This is a genomic window from Pseudomonas putida (assembly GCF_028682635.1).
Classification (GTDB): Bacteria; Pseudomonadota; Gammaproteobacteria; order Pseudomonadales; family Pseudomonadaceae; genus Aquipseudomonas; species Aquipseudomonas putida_AE.
On record NZ_JANHLK010000005.1, the window covers coordinates 77,229 to 97,633 of the forward strand.

At 60.0% G+C, this 20,405-nt stretch carries 21 protein-coding genes and 1 other RNA gene; 17 read left to right on the forward strand and 5 right to left on the reverse strand.

From position 1 onward, the window contains the following. Positions 1–180: 180 nt before the first annotated feature. Positions 181–1,317 (forward strand): acyl-CoA dehydrogenase family protein, encoded by a 1,137-nt coding sequence (locus NPS56_RS08040; RefSeq protein WP_274074199.1) that lies wholly within the window; start codon positions 181–183, stop codon positions 1,315–1,317. 95 nt (positions 1,318–1,412) lie between these two features. Here the strand turns inward: NPS56_RS08040 and NPS56_RS08045 are convergent, their stop codons facing one another. Then, complete coding sequence (locus tag NPS56_RS08045) at positions 1,413–2,453, reverse strand: NADP(H)-dependent aldo-keto reductase (RefSeq protein WP_274074200.1); 1,041 nt, start codon at positions 2,451–2,453, stop codon at positions 1,413–1,415. Positions 2,454–2,699: 246 nt separating this feature from the next. Here NPS56_RS08045 and rplM point away from each other — a divergent pair, with 246 nt between their 5' ends. The 7 genes from rplM (at position 2,700) to NPS56_RS08080 (ending at position 7,589) form a co-directional block, all read left to right on the forward strand. Beyond that, on the forward strand, positions 2,700–3,128 hold the full coding sequence (gene rplM / locus NPS56_RS08050; RefSeq protein WP_003228062.1) for a 50S ribosomal protein L13: 429 nt from the start codon (positions 2,700–2,702) through the stop codon (positions 3,126–3,128). Between the two features lie 14 nt (positions 3,129–3,142). Beyond that, complete coding sequence (rpsI, locus tag NPS56_RS08055; RefSeq protein ID WP_003228056.1) at positions 3,143–3,535, forward strand: 30S ribosomal protein S9; 393 nt, start codon at positions 3,143–3,145, stop codon at positions 3,533–3,535. A gap of 269 nt (positions 3,536–3,804) precedes the next feature. Continuing rightward, positions 3,805–4,398 carry a ubiquinol-cytochrome c reductase iron-sulfur subunit gene (gene petA / locus NPS56_RS08060; RefSeq protein ID WP_274074201.1) on the forward strand — a complete coding sequence of 198 codons (594 nt, stop codon included), beginning with the start codon at positions 3,805–3,807 and terminating at the stop codon, positions 4,396–4,398. Further along, positions 4,398–5,609, forward strand: a complete 1,212-nt coding sequence (locus NPS56_RS08065; RefSeq protein ID WP_008060256.1) for a cytochrome b — start codon at positions 4,398–4,400, stop codon at positions 5,607–5,609. Before petA ends, NPS56_RS08065 begins: the two co-directional genes overlap by 1 nt. Next, positions 5,609–6,391 (forward strand): cytochrome c1, encoded by a 783-nt coding sequence (locus tag NPS56_RS08070; protein WP_274074202.1) that lies wholly within the window; start codon positions 5,609–5,611, stop codon positions 6,389–6,391. Before NPS56_RS08065 ends, NPS56_RS08070 begins: the two co-directional genes overlap by 1 nt. Before the next feature lie 150 nt (positions 6,392–6,541). After that, the gene (locus tag NPS56_RS08075) at positions 6,542–7,159 is read left to right on the forward strand and encodes a glutathione S-transferase N-terminal domain-containing protein (RefSeq protein WP_007972581.1); all 618 of its coding nucleotides are present in this window, start codon (positions 6,542–6,544) and stop codon (positions 7,157–7,159) included. Between the two features lie 16 nt (positions 7,160–7,175). Next, positions 7,176–7,589 carry a ClpXP protease specificity-enhancing factor gene (locus NPS56_RS08080; RefSeq protein WP_046819002.1) on the forward strand — a complete coding sequence of 138 codons (414 nt, stop codon included), beginning with the start codon at positions 7,176–7,178 and terminating at the stop codon, positions 7,587–7,589. Between the two features lie 165 nt (positions 7,590–7,754). On the opposite strand, the gene NPS56_RS08085 is transcribed toward NPS56_RS08080, so the two are convergent. The 4 genes from NPS56_RS08085 to NPS56_RS08100 form a co-directional block, all read right to left on the reverse strand. After that, positions 7,755–8,333 (reverse strand): BON domain-containing protein, encoded by a 579-nt coding sequence (locus NPS56_RS08085; RefSeq protein ID WP_008147477.1) that lies wholly within the window; start codon positions 8,331–8,333, stop codon positions 7,755–7,757. Further along, entirely contained in the window at positions 8,330–8,923 is a 594-nt protein-coding gene (locus NPS56_RS08090) for a phosphoheptose isomerase (RefSeq protein ID WP_007972584.1), read from the reverse strand. The genes NPS56_RS08085 and NPS56_RS08090 overlap by 4 nt, the downstream gene beginning before the upstream one ends. A 104-nt stretch (positions 8,924–9,027) precedes the next feature. Then, positions 9,028–9,390 (reverse strand): YraN family protein, encoded by a 363-nt coding sequence (locus NPS56_RS08095; protein WP_274074377.1) that lies wholly within the window; start codon positions 9,388–9,390, stop codon positions 9,028–9,030. Continuing rightward, complete coding sequence (locus tag NPS56_RS08100; protein WP_274074203.1) at positions 9,390–11,201, reverse strand: penicillin-binding protein activator; 1,812 nt, start codon at positions 11,199–11,201, stop codon at positions 9,390–9,392. Before NPS56_RS08100 ends, NPS56_RS08095 begins: the two co-directional genes overlap by 1 nt. A gap of 208 nt (positions 11,202–11,409) precedes the next feature. Between NPS56_RS08100 and rsmI the strand changes: the two genes are divergently transcribed. The 9 genes from rsmI to mraY all read left to right on the forward strand — a co-directional run bounded on the left by rsmI (position 11,410) and on the right by mraY (position 20,401). Further along, positions 11,410–12,282, forward strand: coding sequence for a 16S rRNA (cytidine(1402)-2'-O)-methyltransferase (gene rsmI / locus NPS56_RS08105; protein WP_274074378.1), 873 nt, complete (start codon positions 11,410–11,412; stop codon positions 12,280–12,282). Between the two features lie 75 nt (positions 12,283–12,357). After that, positions 12,358–12,711, forward strand: an RNA gene (gene rnpB, locus NPS56_RS08110) — RNase P RNA component class A. A 356-nt stretch (positions 12,712–13,067) separates the two neighbouring features. Further along, on the forward strand, positions 13,068–13,523 hold the full coding sequence (mraZ, locus tag NPS56_RS08115) for a division/cell wall cluster transcriptional repressor MraZ (protein ID WP_274074204.1): 456 nt from the start codon (positions 13,068–13,070) through the stop codon (positions 13,521–13,523). Next, complete coding sequence (gene rsmH / locus NPS56_RS08120; RefSeq protein ID WP_046819006.1) at positions 13,520–14,467, forward strand: 16S rRNA (cytosine(1402)-N(4))-methyltransferase RsmH; 948 nt, start codon at positions 13,520–13,522, stop codon at positions 14,465–14,467. The genes mraZ and rsmH overlap by 4 nt, the downstream gene beginning before the upstream one ends. Further along, positions 14,464–14,757, forward strand: coding sequence for a cell division protein FtsL (ftsL, locus tag NPS56_RS08125; protein ID WP_032834661.1), 294 nt, complete (start codon positions 14,464–14,466; stop codon positions 14,755–14,757). The genes rsmH and ftsL overlap by 4 nt, the downstream gene beginning before the upstream one ends. After that, complete coding sequence (locus NPS56_RS08130; RefSeq protein WP_178134366.1) at positions 14,757–16,496, forward strand: peptidoglycan D,D-transpeptidase FtsI family protein; 1,740 nt, start codon at positions 14,757–14,759, stop codon at positions 16,494–16,496. The genes ftsL and NPS56_RS08130 overlap by 1 nt, the downstream gene beginning before the upstream one ends. Continuing rightward, positions 16,496–17,959 (forward strand): UDP-N-acetylmuramoyl-L-alanyl-D-glutamate--2,6-diaminopimelate ligase, encoded by a 1,464-nt coding sequence (locus tag NPS56_RS08135; protein ID WP_274074205.1) that lies wholly within the window; start codon positions 16,496–16,498, stop codon positions 17,957–17,959. The genes NPS56_RS08130 and NPS56_RS08135 overlap by 1 nt, the downstream gene beginning before the upstream one ends. Next, a complete protein-coding gene (locus NPS56_RS08140) occupies positions 17,952–19,319 on the forward strand; it encodes a UDP-N-acetylmuramoyl-tripeptide--D-alanyl-D-alanine ligase (protein ID WP_274074206.1) in 1,368 nt (455 codons plus the stop codon). The genes NPS56_RS08135 and NPS56_RS08140 overlap by 8 nt, the downstream gene beginning before the upstream one ends. Beyond that, positions 19,319–20,401 (forward strand): phospho-N-acetylmuramoyl-pentapeptide-transferase, encoded by a 1,083-nt coding sequence (gene mraY / locus NPS56_RS08145; protein ID WP_008060275.1) that lies wholly within the window; start codon positions 19,319–19,321, stop codon positions 20,399–20,401. Before NPS56_RS08140 ends, mraY begins: the two co-directional genes overlap by 1 nt. Positions 20,402–20,405 lie beyond the last annotated feature (4 nt).

A 20,405-nucleotide genomic window follows, 5' to 3' on the forward strand; every position in this document is an offset into this window, starting at 1 on the left:
GCGCCGTAGAGGCGTGGAGGCTTGGTTAGACATAATTCAACTTTATTCTTATAGGGGAAAGTGGTCACCAGACGGCTGGATCGTCTTATTTTTTGTCGGATGTGTCCAGTGTCCTGTATCGGACACGAGGCATAGTCTCTGAAGGTCCAATCCTTCTAACAACAAAGAAAAGGGTGCCGCATGATTCCCAGAACCTTGTTCAGTTCCGAGCACGAACTTTTTCGCGACAGTGTGCGAACGTTCCTCGAAAAAGAAGCAGTGCCGTACCACGGGCAATGGGAAAAACAGGGCTATATCGATCGTCAACTCTGGAACAAGGCAGGGGAGGCGGGGATGTTGTGCTCGCATCTGCCGGAGCAGTACGGCGGGCTGGGGGCAGACTTCCTGTACAGCGCGGTGGTCATCGAAGAGGTGGGGCGCCTGGGGCTGACCGGTATCGGTTTCTCCCTGCATTCGGACATCGTTGCGCCCTACATCCTGCATTACGGCAGTGAAACGCTGAAACACAAATACCTGCCGAAACTGGTGTCTGGCGAGATGGTCAGTGCCATCGCCATGACCGAGCCCGGCGCCGGTTCCGACCTGCAAGGGGTGAAGACCACCGCCGTGCTCGATGGCGACGAGTACGTAATCAACGGCTCGAAGACCTTCATCACCAACGGCTTCCTCGCCGACCTGGTGATCGTCGTCGCCAAGACCGATCCTAAGGCGGGCGCGAAGGGCACCAGCCTGTTCCTGGTGGAGGCCGATACGCCCGGCTTCGATAAGGGCAAGCGTCTGGAAAAGGTCGGCATGAAAGCCCAGGACACTTCGGAACTGTTCTTCCAGGACGTGCGGGTGCCCAAGGAAAACCTGCTGGGTCAGGCCGGGATGGGCTTCGCGTATTTGATGCAGGAGTTGCCGCAGGAGCGCCTCACCGTCGCCATCGGCGGCCTGGCTTCAGCCGAGGCGGCGTTGCAATGGACACTGGACTACACCCGCGAGCGCAAGGCGTTCGGCAAGGCGATTGCCGACTTCCAGAACACCCGGTTCAAGCTCGCCGAGATGGCGACCGAGATCCAGATCGGCCGGGTCTTTGTCGACCGCTGCCTGGAGTTGCACCTGCAAGGCAAGCTCGATGTGCCGACGGCTGCGATGGCCAAGTATTGGGGCACGGACCTGCAATGCAAGGTGCTCGACGAGTGCGTGCAGTTGCATGGCGGCTACGGTTTCATGTGGGAGTACCCGATCGCCCGGGCGTGGGCGGATGCGCGGGTGCAGCGGATTTATGCGGGGACCAATGAAATCATGAAGGAGATAATTGCCAGGTCATTGTAGGAGCGAGCTTGCTCGCGATGGGCGTCAACGATAACGCTGACACCCTGCGGTGTGCTCAGGTTTTTCGCGAGCAAGCTCGCTTCTACAGGTGCGGGTTATGGCGCAGGATTCGGGTGATCCTTGTGGATCGCCTCGATCCCTTCCAGTACTTCCTCCGACAACTTCAGATCAAAACTGGCAATGTTGCTGTCCAGTTGCTCCAGTGTCGTGGCGCCGATGATGTTGCTGGTCACGAACGGCTGTTGCGTCACAAATGCCAGGGCCATTTGCGCCGGGTCCAGGCCGTGCTCACGGGCCAGAGCGACGTAACGGCTGCAGGCCGCTTCCGACTGCGGGTTGAAATAGCGGCTGAACCGGCTGTAGAGGCTCAGGCGGCCTTTTGGCGGGCGCGCCCCACCTTCGTACTTGCCTGACAGGAAACCGAACGCCAGCGGTGAATAGGCGAGCAGGCCGCACTGTTCGCGGATGGCGATTTCCGCCAGGCCGACCTCGAAGCTGCGGTTGAGCAGGTTGTAGGGGTTCTGGATCGACACCGCGCGCGGCCAGCCGCGTTGCTCGGCCAGGGCCAGGAACCGCATGGTGCCCCACGGCGTTTCGTTGGACAGGCCGATGTGGCGGATCTTGCCGGCCCGGACCTGTTCGTCCAGCGCTTCGAGGGTGTCCTCCAGGGGCGTCAGGTTGGCTTCGGTCTGGTGCTTGTAGCCCAACTGCCCGAAGAAATTGGTGCTGCGCTCCGGCCAGTGCAGCTGGTACAGGTCGATGTAGTCGGTCTGCAGGCGCTGGAGGCTGGCATCCACGGCCTCGGTGATGTGCTGGCGATTGTGTCGCAGGTTCTTGTCGCGGATGTAGTCGATGGTGTTGCCCGGGCCGGCGATCTTGCTGGCGAGGATCCAGTCGGCACGGTCCCCGCGACTTTTGAAGTAATTGCCGATGTAGCGCTCGGTGGTGGCATAGGTTTCGGCCTTGGGCGGCACCGGGTACATTTCGGCGGTATCGATGAAGTTGATCCCCGCACCTTTGGCCCGCTCGATCTGGGCGAAAGCGTCTGCCTCGCTGTTTTGCTCGCCCCAGGTCATGGTGCCGAGGCAGATTGCGCTCACGTTCAGGTTGGTTCGGCCTAGCTGGCGATAGTCCATCGGGTGCTCCCCTGGGCAAAACAATCATAAAAGCAGGTTGAATTATTTTTCGCAATCTGCATAATTGCGCACCTCTTTCTGCAGTGGAAGTGATGCGCCGCCGCCGAAGAATCTTGCCGTTGAACGGACGCGCCGACCCGAGCCCCCGAAAGCGTCTGTATCCGGCTGCCTTTGACTTGTCAAAGTACGCACTATTCAGTAAGATCCGCCGTCTAATTTACAGGGCGGCCCCTGAGGCTATAAAGAATGAAAACTTTTACTGCTAAACCGGAAACAGTAAAGCGCGACTGGTTTGTCGTCGACGCTGCTGGTCAGACCCTGGGTCGTCTGGCCACCGAAATCGCGAGCCGTCTGCGTGGCAAGCACAAGCCTGAGTACACTCCTCACGTTGACACCGGCGACTACATCGTCGTAATCAACGCCGAGCAGATCCGTGTTACCGGCGCTAAAACCACTGACAAAATGTACTACTCCCACTCCGGTTTCCCGGGCGGCATCAAGTCGATCAACTTTGAAAAGCTGATCGCCAAGGCCCCTGAGCGCGTGATCGAGACCGCGGTCAAAGGCATGCTGCCTAAGAACCCGCTGGGTCGCGACATGTACCGTAAGCTGAAAGTCTATGCGGGCGCTGCACACCCTCATACTGCTCAGCAGCCCCAAGAACTGAAGATTTAACGGAATAGTTCATTATGTCGGCGACTCAAAATTACGGCACTGGCCGTCGCAAGACCGCAACCGCACGCGTTTTCCTGCGTCCGGGTACTGGTAACATCTCCATCAACAACCGTTCGCTGGATAATTTCTTCGGCCGCGAAACTGCCCGCATGGTAGTTCGTCAGCCGCTGGAATTGACTGAGACTGTCGAGAAGTTCGACATCTACGTCACCGTGATCGGCGGTGGTGTGAGTGGTCAAGCTGGCGCAATCCGCCACGGCATCACCCGCGCTCTGATGGACTACGACGAAACTCTGCGCAGCGCTCTGCGTAAAGCCGGCTTCGTAACCCGCGATGCACGTGAAGTTGAACGTAAGAAAGTTGGTCTGCGTAAAGCGCGTAAGCGTCCGCAGTACTCGAAGCGTTAATTCGCTTCCACGTTCAAAAAAGAACGCCCAGTTTCCTCACGGAGCTGGGCGTTTTTTTGTGCCTGTGATTTTCTCAAAGAATTGCGCTGTGACAACTTGCCACATCAGCAGAGCCCCTATACTCCAAGGCTTGGCAGTGGTGCCTCGGGGTAATTACCTTGTCAGAATTGGGGCTTTTCATTACCATTCGGCAAAATTTTTATAAGTACAGAGTTTTACTTAGTAGATGCCTGATTTAACAGGCCACAAAGCTGATGGGAGAGGACTGAATGAGCAATGACGGCGTGAATGCAGGCCGGCGTCGCTTCTTGGTAGCAGCCACATCCGTGGTGGGTGCTGCAGGAGCGGTGGGGGCTGCGGTCCCGTTCGTGGGGTCATGGTTTCCCAGTGCCAAGGCGAAAGCCGCAGGTGCACCGGTGAAAGTGAATGTCAGCAAGATCGAGCCAGGCCAGCAGATGATTGCTGAGTGGCGCGGCCAGCCGGTATTCATCGTCCGCCGTACGCCGGAAATCCTGGGGAATCTGAAGAAGATCGAGGGTCAGTTGTCTGACCCGACCTCCAAGAACTCGACTCAACCAACCTATGTTGATCCGGAAACCCGTTCGATCAAGCCTGAGGTTCTGCTGCTGATCGGTATCTGCACGCACCTGGGTTGCTCGCCGACCTTCCGTCCCGAAGTCGCTCCCGCCGATTTGGGCAAGGATTGGGTAGGTGGCTATTTCTGTCCTTGCCACGGCTCCCACTACGACCTGGCTGGCCGCGTCTACAAGTCGCAACCTGCGCCTTTGAACCTGCCAGTTCCCCCGCATTCCTATGAGACCGATGACATCATCGTCGTTGGCGTCGATACGGAGAAAGCGTGATGAGCAAGTTCATGGATTGGGTTGATGCGCGCTTTCCCGCCACCAAGATGTGGGAAGACCATCTCAGCAAGTATTACGCTCCGAAAAACTTCAACTTCTTCTATTTCTTTGGCTCCCTGGCGCTGCTCGTCCTGGTCAACCAGATCGTTACCGGTGTCTGGCTGACCATGAGCTACACCCCTTCGGCGGAAGAGGCCTTTGCTTCCGTCGAGTACATCATGCGCGACGTCGAGTACGGCTCGATCCTGCGCCTGCTGCACTCCACCGGCGCTTCGGCGTTCTTCATCGTGGTCTATCTGCACATGTTCCGTGGCTTGCTCTACGGTTCGTACCAGAAGCCGCGCGAGCTGGTGTGGGTGTTCGGCATGCTGATCTACCTGGCGCTGATGGCCGAGGCCTTCATGGGCTACCTGCTGCCTTGGGGCCAGATGTCCTACTGGGGCGCCCAGGTGATTATCTCGCTGTTCGGTGCGATCCCGGTCATCGGCAACGACCTGACCCAGTGGATCCGTGGTGACTACCTGATTTCCGGGATCACCCTGAACCGCTTCTTCGCCCTGCACGTGGTGGCCTTGCCGATCGTGATTCTCGGCCTGGTGGTGCTGCACGTCCTGGCCTTGCACGAAGTCGGTTCGAACAACCCGGACGGCGTCGACATCAAGAAATACAAGGACGAAAACGGCGTGCCGCTGGACGGTATCGCGTTCCACCCGTACTACACCGTGAAAGATATCGTCGGCGTGGTGGTGTTCCTGTTCATCTTCTGCTCGATCGTGTTCTTCTTCCCGGAAATGGGCGGCTACTTCCTCGAGAAGCCGAACTTTGAAGTGGCGAACGCGTTCAAGACCCCAGAGCACATCGCTCCGGTCTGGTACTTCACACCCTTCTACGCGATCTTGCGCGCGGTTCCGGACAAGCTCCTGGGTGTAATCGCCATGGGTGCGGCCATCGCCGTGCTGTTCGTCCTGCCGTGGCTGGATCGTAGCCCGGTCAAGTCGATGCGCTACAAGGGCTGGATGAGCAAGATCTGGCTCTGGGTATTCTGCATTTCGTTCGTGATCCTGGGCGTGCTGGGTGTCCTGGCGCCGACTCCGGGCCGTACGCTGCTGTCGCAGGTATGTACCTTCCTGTACTTTGCCTACTTCATTCTGATGCCGTTCTACACCAGGCTCGAGAAGACCAAACCGGTTCCGGAAAGGGTGACTGGCTGATGAAAAAACTATTTGCTGTATTGATGCTTGCTGCCCTGCCGGTGTTCGCTTTCGCAGCAGAGCACGGTGGCCCCGAGCTGGAAAAAGTCGACATCGACGTGGCTGACAAGGCGGCGATGCAGGATGGCGCGCGTACGTTCGCCAACTATTGCATGGGCTGCCACAGCGCCAAGTTCCAGCGTTACGAGCGTGTTGCCGATGACCTTGGCATTCCGCACGAGTTGATGCTCGACAAGCTGGTGTTCACCGGCGCCAAGATTGGCGATCACATGAACATCGGCATGCAGCCGGCTGACGCCAAGACCTGGTTCGGTGCGGCGCCGCCCGACCTGACCCTGGTCGCTCGTGTTCGTGGCACCGATTGGCTCTACGGTTACCTGAAGTCGTTCTATGAAGACCCGTCGCGCCCTTGGGGTGTGAACAACAAGGTCTTCCCGAACGTCGGCATGCCTAACGTACTGGTCGGCCTGCAGGGTCGTCAGGTCGTCGGTTGCAAGCAGGTGCAGATCGTCGAGGACGGCAAGAAGCAATATGATCCGCTGACCGGTACGCCGCTGACTCATGAAGCGTGCGATCAGCTGACCATCGTGCCGAAGAGTGGCGCCCTGACCGAAGAGCAGTTCGATGAGAAGGTCAAGAATCTGGTAACCTTCCTGGCTTACTCGGCTAACCCGGTTAAGTTGCAACATCAGCGCATCGGTACGTACGTATTGCTGTACCTGGCGTTCTTCTTCGTATTCGCTTATCTGCTCAAGCGCGAATACTGGAAAGATGTGCACTGATAAAGCTTCAAGCAATTGCTGTTAATCGCGCGCGCCCAAGGGCGCCTCTGAAGGTGTAACGAGCCTGGTGAACCAGGCGTTACGGGAGGCGCCCTCTGGGCGCGCTCGTTTTTCCGCTTCCGATAATTTCAACAAGCGAGGAGGATCGCCATGGGCGTGACCAATCGGTTGGCCTGTTACTCCGACCCCGCCGACCACTATTCCCACCGAGTGCGAATCGTACTGGCAGAGAAGGGTGTCAGCGCTGAGATCATTTACGTTGAGGCTGGTCGCCAGCCGCCTAAACTGATCGAAGTGAACCCTTACGGCAGCTTGCCGACGCTGGTCGATCGTGACCTGGCGTTGTGGGAGTCTACGGTGGTGATGGAATATCTGGATGAGCGTTACCCACATCCGCCGCTGTTGCCGGTCTATCCGGTGGCGCGTGCCAACAGTCGTTTGCTGATTCATCGTATTCAGCGTGACTGGTGTGGTCTGGTGGATCTGATCCTGGATTCGCGGACCAAGGAAGCAGCGCGCGCCGTGGCGCGTAAAGAGCTGCGTGAAAGCCTGACAGGCGTGTCGCCGTTGTTTGCCGACAAGCCATTTTTCCTCAGTGAGGAACAAAGCCTGGTGGATTGCTGCCTATTGCCAATACTCTGGCGATTGCCGATTCTGGGTATAGAACTGCCGCGGCCAGCCAAGCCGCTGCTTGATTACATGGAGCGCCAGTTTGCGCGTGAGGCTTTCCAGGCGAGTCTGTCTGGTGTCGAACGCGACATGCGCTAAGGCTTAAGGAGCCGCTATGAACTCCAGTCGACCTTATCTGGTCCGTGCGCTCTACGAGTGGATTGTTGATAACGATTGCACCCCGCACATGCTGGTCAATTCCGAGTATCCCTCGGTGCAGGTGCCGCAAGGTTTTGCCAGCGATGGCCAGATCGTCCTGAACGTATCGCCACAGGCCGTGCGTCATTTGCACATGGACAACGAGGCGGTGAGCTTCGAAGGCCGCTTCGGTGGGGTACCGCATACCCTGTACGTGCCTATCGCATCGATCCTGGGCATCTACGCCCGGGAGAATGGCCAGGGCATGGTGTTCGATCTGGAGTCGCCCCTGGAGGACGAGGAAGAGATCGAGCCGGATGACGATATCCCGCCTCCGGACAGCGAGCCGCCGCGACCGAGCGGTCGACCGAGCTTGAAGGTGGTGAAATAAAAAAAGGGCGATCCGCAAGGATCGCCCTTTTTATTTCACTGTAGGAGCCGGCTTGCCGGCGAAAGCGGTCGAAAGACCAGCGCAATGTTTAATGACGCCTTCGCCGGCAAGCCGGCTCCTACAGGTCGATGGCGTTCCAGCGTCGCCATCCCCGACAAACAAAGATCAGTCGATGTATTCAAACAATTTGACGATCTTCTGCACCCCGGAAACCCCCTGCACCAGGTTGGTCGCCTGTGCAGCTTCCTGCTTGGTCAACAACCCCAGCAGGTAAACGATGCCGTTCTCGGTCACCACCTTGATGCGCGAGCCAGGGATGTTCGGGTCGGTGAGCATCTGGGTCTTGATCTTGGAGGTCAGCCAGGTGTCGTTCTGGCGGGCAAGGAAGCCGGAAGGTGGCAGCACCTGCAGTTCGTTATGCACCGTCTTGACCCGCTGAACAGCGGCAGCAGCCTGTTCGGCCTTGGCCTTGAGGTCGGCACGCGGGGTTTGCCCGGCGAGCAGTACGACGCCGTTGAAGCTGGTGACGACGATGTGCGAGTCGTTGTCCAGGGCCGGATCGGCCTTGGCGATGTTCACGCCGACCTTGGTGTCGATCAATGAGTCGTCGATCTTGCTGCCGAAAGTGCGGGTGCCACGGTCATCTTCAATCGGTGCTTCACGGCTGGCATTGACCACCGAGGTGCAGCCGCTGATGCCGAGGCATAGGGTCAGGGCCAGTAGGCCGAGGCGATTAGGGGTCATTCTTCACTCCCGAACAGTTGGCTGTCGATCAAATCGCAAAGGCAATGGATCGCCAGCAGGTGGACTTCCTGGATACGTGCGGTGACGTTGGCCGGAACGCGAATCTCGACGTCCTCGGGCAAAAGCAGCGACGCCATGCCGCCGCCATCGCGACCGGTCAATGCTACGACAATCATTTCGCGATCATGTGCGGCCTGGATCGCTTGAATTATGTTGGCCGAGTTGCCGCTGGTGGAAATCGCCAGCAGTACGTCGCCCGGCTGGCCGAGTGCACGGATCTGTTTGGAGAAGATTTCGTTGTAGCTGTAGTCGTTGGCGATCGAGGTGATCGTCGAGCTGTCGGTGGTCAGCGCAATGGCTGGCAGGCTCGGGCGTTCACGTTCGAAGCGGTTGAGCAGCTCGGACGAGAAGTGCTGTGCGTCACCGGCAGAGCCGCCGTTGCCGCAGGAAAGCATCTTGCCCTCGTTGAGCAAGGCGTTGACCATCACCTGGCTGGCTTGCTCGATGTGCGGTGCAAGTACTTCCATCGCCTGTTGCTTGGTGTCGATACTGGCCTGAAAAAGCTGGCGAATTCGGGATTGCATGTCCATCTGTGTGACCTTAATGAGCGCGGCTGTCCGGCACGTGAATGTGCAGCCCGCAAAGCAAAGAGCAAAATTGTTGAGTGGTGGTGTCCGGTTCGGGGCGTAGGCAATCAGCTGTCGAAGGCATTTTGCAACCAGTTCAACTGATCGAGGTCGCTGTCGATCGCAACCACGTCGAAGCGGCAAGGGGCGTTGGCCCAGCGCGACTCACGCTGAAGAAAATACTGCGCGGCAAAAATCAGTTTTTGCCGTTTGCGCTCATCGATGCTATCGAGCGCGCCACCCCATTGAGTGTTTTTTCTGTAGCGAACTTCAACGAATACTACTGTATCGCCCTCCAGCATGACCAGATCAAGCTCGCCGCGTTTACACAACCAGTTCTGCGCCAGTAGCTGCAGGCCTTGTCGCTGAAGATGCTCGAGCGCATGGCGCTCGGCATCTTTACCGCATTGCTGGCGTGACCTTTCAGGCATCAGCGTGGGGTGTTCGGCAGGCGTTGAACCTGACCATTGACGAACTGCGCCCACGGCAGCTCGCGCACTACGCGCTGGTTCTGGGTCATGCTCAGGCTGCCCGATTGACCTTCGATACGGCTGTCCGGCAGGGCCTTGAGCTGGCCCAGGCGGGGTGCCAGGCTGTAGGCGTCCACGCCCATGGCGTACAAACGGCCCAGGCTGCCGCCCGCTTGAGGCCATTGCGCGGTGACCTGGCGGCGCAACGGATCGTTGGCGTCCAGCAGCCATGGGGTTTCGCAGAAGCGCACGCCATTCATGTCGTTGTACTGGTTGACGTCGCCGCTGGCGCTGAAGACGTGGGACGTGGCGTAGACCGGAACGTCACCGGCGTACTGGAAGTTCAGGGTCGGCTTGATCTGCTGGGCCTGTTGCGGCGTGGCAGCGAGGAAAATGAACTCGATGTCCTGGCGACGCGACGGCTGGGCGGCTACCTGCGAGCCAACGGTGCTTTGCAGGCTCTTGGCGCGACCTTCGCTCTGGCGCAGCTGGAACATGTCGGCGATCTGCTGGGCCAGTTGTACCGGCTGGTCGACACGCTCGGTGGCGACGATGCTGCCGCCATTGGCTTGCCAGTCCTGGCTGAACGCCTTGAGTACGCGGTCGCCCCATTCGCCTTTCGGTACCATGATGGCGGCGCGGTGCAGGCCGTCGGCGCGAGCGCGGCGGGAGACTTCGCGGGCTTCGTCTTCAGCGGCCAGGCCAAACTGGAACAGCTGGGCCGGACCTTGAGCACCTTCGCTGTAGTTCAGGGCCAGGGTAGTGATCGGCAGCTGCGGGAGGGCGCTCAGCTGTTTGACCAAGGGTTTTTCCAGCGGACCTACCACCAGTTGCACGCCATCGGCCTGGGCCTTGCGATAGAGCTCGTCGAGCGAGGTCAGGCGCGAGCTGTCGTAGAACTCGATGGCCGGCGGTTTCTGTCCGGACTGTTGTGCCTGGTAGTGGGCGGCCATGAAGCCTTCGCGCAATGCCTTGCCGACCGACGCCAGCGGGCCGTCCTGCGGCAGCAGCAGGGCGATTTTATTCAGGGGCTGGCTGGCCAGGTCCTTGAGGTTGGTCAGTGGCAGCGGCAACTGGCGGGCGGCCGGGTGTTTCGGGTTCTGGGCGCGCCAGTTGTCGATCGCCGCCTGCTGCTGTTCAAGTGTGCCAGCGGTTTTTACCGCCAGTGCCAGGGCCATCCAGCCGCCAAGATCGTCGTCGGTGGTCGGCTGCAATTGCTCGGTCGGCAGCGAAGCGATCAGGGTCCAGATGGCCTCGTGGTTTTTGCTCGCCGCTTCACCGCTCAACATCGGTGCGATAAAAATGCGTTCCTTTGCCGCGGCCAGGGTCTGGCCATCGGCTTCAAGGGCGCGGGCGCGAACGGTGCCGGTGCGGACCTGTTGCTCTTCCGGCATCTCGCCCAGGCGCTGGAAGCTCGGGTGGCTCAAGGCGGTCAGCGCGGCTTTCGGCTGGTTGCGGGTCATGGCCAGTTCAGCCGCCAGGGTGTTGGCGAAGATCTGTTGGCCTGGCTTGAGTGTTTCAACGGGCACCTGTTGCAGGATCTGCGCGGACTGGCCGGCATTGCCCTGATGATAGGCCAGGTCGGCTGCGCTCAGGCGTAGCAGTGCCGCGTCTTCCGGCGTTTTGCTTTGGGCGGCCTTTTCGAGCAGTTGCTCGATGCTGGCATCCGGGGTCCGTGGAAGTTCGCCAAGGCTGGAGGAGGGCGAGCTGGCGCAAGCCGCCAGCAAGGCAGCGAGGCATAGGGCAGAGAACAGCCGCAGGCAAGCGATCATGTAGTGTTCCTGATACTCGATCAAATTAGCGTGGAATTGTACCCAAGCACTGGCCGGGGCGCGATGTTGCTGGTAAGAAACGATCAATTTAGCTGGTGTAAATGTTGCCGTGCGCTACAAAAGCCTGCAAAAGCGGGTGTTGCTTGCCCGTATCGCGAACGTCGCTACGCGCTACAATGGCCGTTTTATCGATCATGAGGTGTGCGCTTTGACTGCTCCAGGTGCTTTGAATTCCGCTGCTGGCTCGCTTTATGTGGTGGCGACGCCCATCGGCAACCTGGACGATATCAGTGCCCGGGCGCTGAAAATATTGCGTGAGGTGGCCTTGATTGCCGCTGAAGACACCCGCCACTCCCAGCGCCTGATGCAGCATTTCGGCATTCCCACGCCCCTGGCTGCCTGTCATGAACACAACGAGCGCGATGAAGGTAGCCGCTTTATCACCCGCCTGCTCGCGGGTGACGATGTCGCGTTGATTTCCGATGCCGGTACGCCGCTGATCTCCGATCCGGGTTATCACCTGGTTCGCCAGGCGCGTGCGGCGGGCATCAATGTTGTGCCTGTGCCGGGGGCCTGTGCGTTGATTGCGGCCCTGTCGGCGGCGGGTTTGCCGTCGGACCGTTTCATCTTCGAAGGCTTCCTGCCGGCCAAGGCGGTGGGGCGACGCGCGCGTCTTGAACTCGTCAAGGAAGAGCCGCGTACGCTGATTTTCTACGAGGCGCCGCACCGTATCCTCGAATGCCTGCAGGACATGGAGCTGGTGTTCGGTGCCGAACGCCCGGCGTTGCTGGCGCGGGAGCTGACCAAGACGTTCGAAACGCTCAAGGGCTTGCCGCTGGCCGAGTTGCGCGAGTTCGTCGAGTCGGACAGTAATCAACAGCGCGGCGAGTGCGTGGTGTTGGTGGCGGGTTGGACGGCCCCCGAGGAGGAGGGCGCGGTCAGCAGTGAAGCGATGCGTATCCTCGATCTGTTGCTCGAAGAAGTGCCGCTCAAGCGTGCCGCGGCGTTGGCGGCGCAAATTACCGGCGAACGCAAGAATGTGCTGTATCAGATTGCGCTGGATAAACAGAAGGGCGAGTAAAACCCGACGCACCGGCGTGCGCAACGGCGCTTAACGCTTGTTCTTCGGGCGCTCTGCCGGTAACCTTCGCGGCGGAGAGTCGATCGGACAGTCGCTGCCCTCTATGAAAATTAGGGGGGGGAGGAAAGTCCGGGCTCCATAGGGCGAAGTGCCAGGTAATGCCTGGGAGGCGTGAGCCTACGGAAAGTGCCACAGAAAATAACCGCCTAAGCGCTTCGGCGCCGGTAAGGGTGAAAAGGTGCGGTAAGAGCGCACCGCACGTCTGGCAACAGTTCGTGGCTAGGTAAACCCCACTTGGAGCAAGACCAAATAGGGTCCCAAGGCGTGGCCCGCGCTGGGACCGGGTAGGTTGCTAAAGATGTCCAGTGATGGCCATCGTAGACGAATGACTGTTCAAGACAGAACCCGGCTTACAGATCGACTCTCCACCTTTTTTCTCCCCTCTGCTTAAATCATTGAGCAGGGGTCCGATGATGGCAATTTCCCTCCTTTCACATTCGTCCTCATTATCACTTTCGTAATATCAAAAAAATCTTACTCTTAATAAATCACTTTAACTTCTGAACGCAGCCTCCTGTGCTGATTCAAGTTGTTGGGCGGTTTCATCCGTCTGATTCTGATTGCTCCTCTCTTTATGCTCCTAAATCTCAGTTCTGTAAGGGTTTTCCTGTAATCCGCGCCTTGACGGTGTGGTGGGCGCATTCCTATAGTGTGCGCAAGTGGCGGAAAGTGGCGTAAAGTGGGTTTTCTGAACGTAAAACGCTAGAATTTGGAGAAACGCTGACGTGTTTCGCGGAGCCAACGCAATCAGTCTCGATGCAAAGGGCCGTCTCGCTATGCCGAGCCGGTACCGTGACGAGCTGGTTTCGCGTAGTTCCGGTCAGTTGATCGTCACCATTGATGCCGTTGATCCGTGTCTGTGTGTTTACCCCCTCGATGAGTGGGAAATTATTGAAACCAAACTGCGCGCACTGCCTTCGCTTCACGAAGCGAACCGCCGTCTGCAACGTTTACTGATTGGCAATGCCGTCGACCTCGAGCTCGATGGCAGTGGTCGTTTTCTGGTTCCACCGCGTCTTCGTGAATATGCCAAGTTGGATAAGCGCGCGATGCTGGTAGGCCAACTGAACAAGTTCCAATTGTGGGACGAAGATGCCTGGGATGCGGTTGCTGCCGCTGACCTGGCTGCTATTCAAGAACCGGGCGCGATGCCTGATAACCTGCGTGAATTGATCCTGTGACTATAGATAGCGGCTTTAACCACATCACCGTACTGCTTGACGAAGCCGTCGAGGCTCTCGCCGTACGTCCTGATGGCTGCTATCTGGACGGAACGTTCGGACGGGGCGGACACAGCCGGTTGATCCTCAGCCAGCTCGGTCCCGATGGTCGGTTGCTCGGGTTCGACAAAGACCCTCAAGCGATTGCCACCGGGCAGACGCTAGCGGCCGAAGACGGCCGCTTTGTCGTTGTACAGCGCAGCTTTGCCGAGCTGGGTGCGGAAGTTGCCGCGCGCGGCATGAACGGCAAGGTCAGCGGCGTGCTGCTTGACCTGGGCGTCTCTTCGCCACAGCTGGACGACCCTGAGCGCGGTTTCAGCTTCCTCAACGATGGCCCGCTGGACATGCGCATGGACCCGTCCCGCGGGATCAGCGCTGCCGAATTCGTCAACACCGCGCCCGTGGAAGAAATCGCCCGGGTGTTCAAGGAATACGGCGAAGAGCGTTTTTCCGGGCGCATGGCCCGTGCCGTGGCCGAACGTCGCGATATCAAACCGTTCGAGCGCACCGCCGATCTGGCTGAAGTGCTGAAGGTCGCCAACCCTGCGTGGGAAAAGGGCAAGAACCCGGCTACCCGTGCATTCCAGGGGTTGCGCATCCACGTCAACAACGAACTGGGCGATCTGGAAGCCGGTCTCGAAGCCGCGCTGGAGAGCCTGGAAGTGGGCGGTCGCCTGGTGGTGATCAGCTTCCATTCGCTGGAAGATCGCATCGTCAAGCTGTTCATGCGCAAGCTGGTCAAAGGCGAAGCCGACAACCTGCCACGCAACCTGCCGGTTCGGCATGTCGCTTTCGAACCGAAAATCAAAATCCATGGCAAAGCGCAGACGGCCTCCGACGCCGAGCTGAAGGCCAACCCACGCTCCCGTAGTGCTGTCATGCGCGTGGCGGAGAAGCTGCGGTGAGCAAGCTCTTCGCCAAGCCACTTCCCGGCGGAAGCTTTTTCATGCTGCTGTTGTTCGTGGGCGTGCTCGTGTCGGCCATTGGCGTGTCCTACAGCGCCCACTGGAACCGCCAGTTGCTGAACACGCTGTACGGCGAGTTGAGCGTGCGCGACAAGGCGCAGGCCGAATGGGGTCGCCTGATTCTTGAACAAAGCACCTGGACCGCCCACAGCCGTATCGAAGTGCTGGCCACCGAACAACTGAAAATGCGCATTCCCGGCGCCGCCGAAGTGCAGATGGTGGCGCCATGATGAAACTCGAAGGCGCTCTTTTTCCATGGCGCTTCCGCCTGGTGCTGGGTCTGCTTGGCGTCATGGTGGCGGCGATCGCCTGGCGCATCATTGACCTGCAAGTGGTTGACCGTGCCTTTCTCAAAGGTCAGGGCGACGCGCGCAGCGTTCGGCATATTCCGATTCCGGCTCACCGTGGCCTGATCACCGACCGTAATGGCGAGCCCCTGGCCGTCAGCACCCCGGTCACCACCTTGTGGGCCAATGCCAAGGAAATGCAGCTGGCCAAGGAAAAGTGGCCAGCACTGGCTGCTGCACTGGGGCAGGACCCCAAGGCACTGGCCGAGCGCCTTGAAGCACAAGCCAACAAGGAATTCATTTATCTGGTGCGCGGGCTGACGCCTGAGCAGGGCCAGGCCGTACTCGACCTGAAAGTGCCGGGTGTCTACGGCATCGAAGAGTTCCGCCGTTTCTACCCGGCCGGTGAGGTCACCGCCCATATGGTCGGCTTTACCGACATCGACGACCATGGTCGAGAAGGGGTCGAGCTCGCCTACGATGAATGGCTGGCCGGGGTCCCCGGCAAACGGCAAGTGATCAAGGACCGGCGCGGCCGGTTGATCAAGGATGTCCAGGTCACCAAAAACGCCAAGGCCGGAAAGCCCTTGGCGTTGTCCATTGACCTGCGCCTGCAATACCTCGCCAACCGCGAATTGCGCAACGCGATCATCGAGAACGGCGCCAAGGCCGGCAGCCTGGTGATCATGGACGTGAAGACCGGCGAAATCCTCGCCATGGTCAACCAGCCGACCTACAACCCGAACAACCGCCGCAACCTGCAACCGGCAATGATGCGTAACCGCGCGATGATCGACGTGTTCGAACCGGGTTCGACCATGAAGGCGATCTCGATGAGCGCCGCCATCGAAACCGGACGCTGGAAGCCGAGCGACACCGTCGAGGTGTACCCGGGCTCCCTGCAGATCGGCAAGTACACCATCAAGGACGTCTCCAAGAGCGAAGGTCCGGTGCTTGACCTTGCCGGTATCCTGATCAATTCCAGTAACGTCGGCATGAGCAAGATCGCCTTCGATATCGGTGGTGAGACGATTTTCCGCCTGGCGCAGAAAGTCGGTCTCGGCCAGGATACCGGCCTTGGCTTCCCGGGCGAGCGTGTCGGCAACCTGCCGAACTACCGCGAATGGCGCAAGGCTGAAACCGCCACGCTGTCCTACGGCTACGGTGTTTCCGTGACGGCGATCCAGTTGGTCCACGCCTTCTCGGCCCTGGCCAACAACGGTCGCCTGGCGCCGCTGACACTGATCAAAACCGACAAGGCGCCGCAGACCACCCAGGTGTTGCCGGAAGCCGTCGCGAAAACCATGCAAGGCATGCTGCAGCAAGTGATCGAAGCGCCGCGCGGGGTATTCCGTGCGCAGGTGCCGGCTTATCACGTAGGCGGCAAGTCCGGTACTGCGCGTAAAACATCGGTCGGCACCAAAGGCTACGCCGAGAACTCCTACCGCTCGCTGTTCGCCGGTTTCGGCCCGATGAGCGATCCGCGCTACGCCATCGTGGTGGTGATCGACGAGCCGACCAAGGCCGGTTACTTCGGTGGCCTGGTGTCTGCGCCGGTGTTCAGCCGCGTGATGTCCGGCACCCTGCGCCTGATGAACGTTACCCCGGACAACCTGCCACCTACCCAACAAGCGAACGCAGCGCCGGTCGTTCCACTGAAAGCCAATGGAGGGCGCGGCTGATGTCTTTGAGCCTGAACAAGATTTTCCCCCACGCCGGCCACGATCTGTTGATCCGTGAGTTGGCGCTGGACAGTCGCAACGTACGCGCGGGTGACCTGTTCCTCGCGGTGCCGGGCGGCAAATTCGATGGCCGTGCGCACATTGCCGATGCGCTTGCGCGAGGCGCTGCGGCCGTGGCTTATGAAGTGGAAGGCGCTACCGTGCTGCCGATCACCGACGTGCCGCTGATTCCGGTCAAGGGCCTGGCAGCGCAGCTGTCGGACATCGCCGGGCGTTTTTATGGCGAGCCGAGCCATCACCTGAAACTGGTGGGCGTAACTGGCACCAACGGCAAGACCAGTGTGACCCAACTGGTGGCCCAGGCACTGGATCTGCTTGGTCAGCACTGCGGCATTGTCGGCACCCTCGGCAGCGGGTTTCATGGCGCGCTGGAAAGCGGCCTGCACACCACGCCAAACCCGATTGCAGTGCAAGCGACCTTGGGCGACCTGAAAAAGGCCGGTGCCAAGGCGGTTGCCATGGAAGTCTCGTCCCATGGCCTGGATCAGGGCCGGGTCACCGCGCTGGCATTCGATGTGGCCGTGATGACCAACCTGTCCCGCGACCATCTGGACTACCACGGCACCATGCAGGCCTATGGCGAAGCCAAGTCCAGGTTGTTCGCCTGGAATGACTTGAAGTGCCGGGTGGTCAACCTCGACGATGATTTCGGCCGGCAACTGGCTGCCGAAAAACGCGAGTCGCGTCTGATCACCTACAGCCTGCTCGACAGCAGCGCTTACCTGTATTGCCGCGAAGCGCAGTTCGATGATCACGGCGTGCGCGCCACGCTGGTTACGCCCCAGGGCGAACACCACCTGCGCAGCACGCTGCTGGGTCGTTTCAACCTGAGCAACGTGCTGGCGGCGGTCGGCGCCTTGCTCGGTCTGGACTATGCCCTGGACGAAATTCTCAAGGTGCTGCCCAAACTCGAAGGCCCGGCCGGGCGCATGCAACGCCTGGGCGGCGGTACCCAGCCGTTGGTGGTGGTCGATTACGCCCACACCCCGGACGCCCTGGAAAAAGTCCTGACGGCCCTGCGCCCTCACGTCAAAGGACGGCTGCTGTGCCTGTTCGGCTGTGGCGGCGACCGCGATCGCGGCAAGCGTCCGCTGATGGCCGAAGTGGTCGAGCGTCTGGCCGATGGCGTACTGGTCACCGACGACAACCCGCGCACTGAAGATCCATCGGTGATTTTCGACGACATCCGTGCCGGCTTCACCGCTGTGGATAAAGTGACCTTCGTGGCTGGCCGTGGCCAGGCAATTGCCCAGTTGATCGCCGGTGCGTCGGCTGATGACGTGATTGTCCTGGCCGGTAAAGGTCACGAGGACTATCAGGAAATCAACGGCGAACGGCATGCCTTTTCCGATCTGGTCGAGGCCGATCATGCCTTGACCGCGTGGGAGGTGGCCCATGCTTAAAGCCTTGAAACTGAGCGAACTGACCGGCGCGCTGAATGCACGCTTGATCGCAGCAGATGCGAGCTTCGACGGCGTCAGCATCGACAGTCGCGCCATCAAGCCGGGCCAGCTGTTCATTGCCCTGGCCGGTCCGCGCTTCGATGGCCATGACTACCTCAATGAAGTCGCGGCCAAAGGTGCCGTGGCAGCCTTGGTCGAGCGTGAAGTCGCCGACAGCGCGCTGCCGCAATTGCTGGTGGCCGATACCCGCCAGGCCCTGGGCCAACTGGGCGCGCTCAATCGTGCGGCATTCACCCAGCCAGTCGCCGCCATCACCGGTTCCAGCGGCAAGACCACGGTCAAGGAAATGCTCGCGAGCATCCTGCGCACCCGTGGCCCTGTGCTGGCCACCCGCGGCAACCTGAACAACGACCTCGGCGCGCCGTTGACCCTGCTCGAACTGGCACCGGAACACACCGCCGCCGTGATCGAGCTCGGTGCTTCGCGCCTGGGTGAAATTGCCTACACCGTGGGCCTGACCAAACCCCATGTGGCCATTCTCAACAATGCCGGAACCGCCCATGTCGGCGAGTTCGGCGGGCCGGAAAAAATCGTCGAAGCCAAGGGCGAGATCATTGATGGGCTGGATGCCAATGGCGTCGCCGTGCTCAATCTCGACGACAAGGCGTTCGACATCTGGAAGACCCGCGCTGGCGAGCGCAAGGTGCTGACCTTCGCCCTGAGCAATGTCAGTGCCGATTTCTACGCCAGCGACCTGGCCACCGATGCCCGTGGCTGCCCGGCGTTCAACCTGCACAGTCCTGAAGGTGTGGAGCGCGTTCAACTGAACCTGCTCGGCACCCATAACGTCGCCAACGCCATGGCTGCCGCGGCTGCCGCCCATGCCCTGGGGGTGTCGCTGTTCGGCATCGCCACCGGCCTCGGCGCGGTGCAACCGGTCAAGGGTCGTACCGTTGCGCAACTGGCCAGCAATGGCATGCGCGTCATTGATGACACTTACAACGCAAACCCCACCTCCATGTGCGCCGCCGTTGATATACTGGCCGGCTTTTCCGGTCGCACCGTTCTGGTGCTCGGGGATATCGGCGAGTTGGGCGACTGGGCGCAGCAGGGGCACCGCGACGTGGGCGAATACGCCCGTGGCAAGGTTTCTGCGCTGTACGCCGTCGGGCCGATGATGGTTCACGCCGTCGACGCTTTCGGTCCACAAGCCTTTCACTTCAGCACGCAGGCTGAACTGATCAAGGCCCTGGGGGCCGAGCAGGATACAAACACCACCATTTTGATCAAGGGCTCGCGCAGCGCTGCGATGGAAAACATCGTTGCCGCTTTGTGCGGGACCAGTCTGGAGAAACATTAATGCTGCTGCTGCTAGCGGAGTATCTGCAACAGTTCTACAAAGGCTTCGCGGTCTTCCAGTACCTGACCCTGCGCGGGATTCTCGGTGTGCTGACCGCGCTGGTTTTGTCGCTGTGCTATGGCCCGTGGATGATCCGTACTCTGCAGAACCGTCAGATCGGCCAGTCCGTCCGCAACGACGGCCCGCAATCGCACCTGTCCAAATCCGGCACCCCGACCATGGGTGGTGCGCTGATTTTGTCGTCGATCGGTGTCAGCACCCTGCTGTGGGCTGACCTGACCAACCGTTATGTCTGGGTCGTCCTGTTGGTGACCCTGTTGTTCGGTGCCATCGGCTGGGTCGATGACTACCGCAAGGTGATCGAGAAGAACTCCCGTGGCCTGCCGAGCCGCTGGAAGTACTTCTGGCAGTCGGTGTTCGGCCTTGGCGCTGCGATCTTCCTTTATATGACCGCCGCGACGCCGGTGGAAACCACCCTGATCCTGCCCATGCTCAAGGACCACAGCATTGCGCTGGGCGCAGGCTTCATCGTCCTGACCTACTTCGTGATCGTCGGTTCGAGCAACGCGGTCAACCTGACCGACGGCCTCGACGGCCTGGCGATCATGCCGACCGTGATGGTCGGTGGTGGCCTGGGGATCTTCTGCTACCTGTCGGGTAACGTGAAATTCGCCGAATACCTGCTGATCCCTTATGTACCGGGCGCGGGTGAGCTGATCGTGTTCTGCGGCGCGCTGATCGGTGCCGGCCTGGGCTTCCTTTGGTTCAACACCTATCCCGCACAAGTCTTCATGGGCGACGTCGGCGCGCTGGCGCTGGGCGCGGCCCTGGGCACCATCGCCGTGATCGTCCGTCAGGAAATCGTCCTGTTCATCATGGGCGGCGTGTTCGTGATGGAAACCCTGTCAGTCGTCATTCAGGTTGCGTCCTTTAAGCTGACCGGTCGCCGTGTGTTCCGCATGGCACCGATTCACCACCACTTTGAACTCAAGGGCTGGCCCGAGCCACGCGTGATTGTCCGTTTCTGGATCATCACCGTGATTCTCGTGCTGATTGGTCTTGCCACCCTGAAACTGAGGTAGAAAC